We start from the raw sequence: 2,973 nt of genomic DNA on the forward strand, positions 1-2,973 counted from the left end.
CCGGACGGTTGCAAAGACGCTCTCGATGGGATTGCCGGTGCGCAGGTGGTCCCAGTGGTCGGCCGGGAAGTCGAAGAACGCCAGCAACGCCTCACGGTCCTTGGTCTGGCACGTCACGGCCTTCTCGTACTTCGTCCCGTTGTCGGGGGGTTTGATCCACTGGATCAAACCCTGATCCCTCCAACTCTCGGCGAAGGTGTCCAGGGCCGCCTCGGCGGCGGCGCGGGTCTCGGCCTGCCAGATGTCTCAGAGGTCGGCCTTCACCGCCGGGTGCATGGATTTCGGGACCTTGTTCAGCACGTTCGCGGTCTTGTGAACCCAGCAGCGCTGGTGACGCGTGCCCGGGAAGACCTCGTCGAGCGCCTTCCAGAGTGAGCGGGCGAAGGCGATCCGTCCGAGAGAGCCCGCGAACCATGGCGCCGTCGCCCACGGCGATCTCGGGCGGCACCTCGAGGCCGCGGCTCTTGATGTCCACCAGGAGCTCGCGCCGGCGTCTCGCGCGCTCTCGCGCACGCCCACCTGGAAGCCGACGAGTTCCTTCTTTCCTTCCGGGGGTGAGGCGGGACCGTGGCCGCCGATGCGGCCGCGCAAGCCCGCCGAACCCGAGAATGACCAGCATGCACTCGGCCTGCGCCTCCATCCGGGCCTGGAGATAGACGCCGTCCGCCCAGATGTAGACGTATCGCCGGGCCGAGAGGTCGCGGCGCTGCCAGCGGTCGTACTCCTGTTGCCACGCGCCGGTCAGACGCGAGATCACGTTCGGCGACAGGTTCGGCGCATCCGTGCCGAGCAGTGCGGCCAAGGCCTCCTGGAAGTCCCCGGTCGAAATGCCCCGCAGGTAGAGCACCGGCAGCAGGGCATCGAGGCTCTTTGACCGGCGCGCCCAGCGGGGCAGGATGCCGGAGCTGACGCGGATCCTCTTCTCGGCCGGTACGCCCTCGGCGCGGTCCCGCACCTTCGGGCGGCGTACTTCGAGCGCGCCGATCCCGGTCTGGATACTGCGCTCGGGCCCATACCCATGCCGCACAACCCGCTGCCGGCCGTCCGACAGCGTCTCTGCGGAGTGTTGCGCGACGAAGGCGTCGGCTTCGGCTCTCAGCGCCGCGGCCAGCATGCGCCGGGCGCCATCGCGCGCGATCTCGGTCAGCGGGTCCTCCACCGATCCGGGCTGGTGAAGCGGGGTGATCGTGGTCTCAAGGTCCATGGCGTATCGCTCCTTCGGGAGGTTCTGGCAGGCTTGATCACCCGCCACGATACGCCGCCTTCGCAGACCCCATCACCTATTTTCGAGCATAGCTCGCCGCCGGCTCGGAACCGACCTTCCGGACGCTTCTCAGGGCCCTCGCGAAGTACGCCCCGCATGTCGCTACGGGAAATGCCCTGGAAGTGAAGCGGGAATGGCTTGCCCGGCGGCCGAACACAAAGAAAGCGACCAGGGCGAAGCCCACGGCGCCCATGCGGGAGAAAGCACCGTGGCCCGAGAGCTGGCAGCGTTACGGTGGGGCCCTGAGACGGGCCCCGATCCGTAAGAAAAGCCTCGCGCGCTACATCGCGAGCATCGCCCGCTGCGCCGCGCTGGTGGCGAACGGTGTCGCAGGAGAGGAGCTGGGCTTTCTCACGGCCTACAGCCTCGCGAAAGCGTTCACCGAGCCGGCGGATCCGGCGGCAGCGGTCAAGCCGGTGACGGCGGCGAACTATATCCACGCCCTGATCGCGCTCGGAGAGCATGGCGGGACACACGAGGACGCGCTCGACGGCATGCGCTTCGTGCGCGCGCATTTGAGGCGGCAGGTCTCGCGCGAGCAGAAGGAAAAGTTCGGCCGGATCGCCAGTCTCATGGAGAAGGGCGGCTTCGCATATATCGCCGAACGGATCGGTGAGATCCGAGCCGAAGCCGACGCCCTGCCCGATCACGCCGCACGGAAGACGCATCTGCGGCAAACAGCGGCGCTACTCGCCGTGCTCATGAACAAGCCCGCCCGGACGAGCGACGTGGCCGCCTGGCGGATCGGAGAGGAACTGACCCGGCTCCCGTACGGCACCTGGCGGCTCGCATGGCAGCAGGAAAAAACGGAGCACACCACCGAGGCCGGCGGGCTCTGGCCCGAAGTCTCGGAGTTGCTCGATGCGTGGATACTCGGCGGTCGGCCCGATCGCCTGGTCCATCTCCGCTACCGGGAGCTACTCGGGCAGAATTGGATGACCCTGACGCGGTCCGCCCATGCCGGGAAATGGCCTAGCACGCGCGTGAAGGCGGCAATCGGGATCCCCGCGCATGATCTTCGCACGCTCGCGGCCGATTACATGCGCCGCCACGCCCCGGACCGGGCCGCGGGCATCATCGCGACGCACCTGGGACACCGGACGGAACAGGCGGGCCAGGAGTACCGGGCGCTCTGCGAGGGCGAGGCCGCGACGCAGGCATGGAGCCGGATACGCGCGGAGATCGTCGACACGGAGGGGAAGGCGGGGGTGAGGGAATAACGAGGTCCGGCCCATGCCCCTGCCCGGGCGCGCGCCCTGTGACGCGCCCGGGCCGGGACAGGGCCACGAAGGCACCAGGTCGATATGAGCTGGGTCCTTTCCACCAGAAGTTTCGAAAGAAAACTCTCGGACGTCGGCACCGGCGCCTGCTCGGTGAGGCGCCGGTGGCGACGGCCGAGATCATGCGACAGCGCTCCTGACCCGCGCCGAGACGCGGGATTTTGACGGCGACGGTTTGAACGAACTCGTGGCATGGGCTGCGGACCGGACGCCCGAGGAGGTGCCATGAGCGCGCTTCAATATCCTACACGACACTGGTCCCGTGCGATGCCGCCGACCTATGCACCGCGGCTCGTCGCGGATTTCCTCGACCGGCATGGTGCTGGCCTTCAGGACGTCTGCGCGCGCGTCGGACGCGGCGCCAAAGAGCGCCTCGAAGACGTCAGACGCGCGGTTCCGCTAACGCCTGTCAATCGGCATCCAAACGGG

At 68.1% G+C, this 2,973-nt stretch carries 2 protein-coding genes and 1 pseudogene; 2 read left to right on the forward strand and 1 reads right to left on the reverse strand.

Features of this window, described 5'->3' with window-relative positions; all coding sequences use genetic code 11:
• Nucleotides 1–1,204 (reverse strand): annotated as a pseudogene (locus DRV84_RS14995) (IS256 family transposase); the annotation flags it as partial.
• Nucleotides 1,205–1,455: 251 nt separating this feature from the next.
• Between DRV84_RS14995 and DRV84_RS15000 the strand changes: the two are divergent.
• The gene (locus tag DRV84_RS15000) at nt 1,456–2,484 is read left to right on the forward strand and encodes a hypothetical protein (protein ID WP_115982127.1); all 1,029 of its coding nucleotides are present in this window, start codon (nt 1,456–1,458) and stop codon (nt 2,482–2,484) included.
• 285 nt (nt 2,485–2,769) lie between these two features.
• On the forward strand, nt 2,770–2,973 hold a 204-nt coding region (locus DRV84_RS15905; protein ID WP_205026750.1), incomplete at its 3' end, for a hypothetical protein.

This window comes from Rhodosalinus sediminis (assembly GCF_003385555.1).
Classification (GTDB): Bacteria; Pseudomonadota; Alphaproteobacteria; order Rhodobacterales; family Rhodobacteraceae; genus Rhodosalinus; species Rhodosalinus sediminis.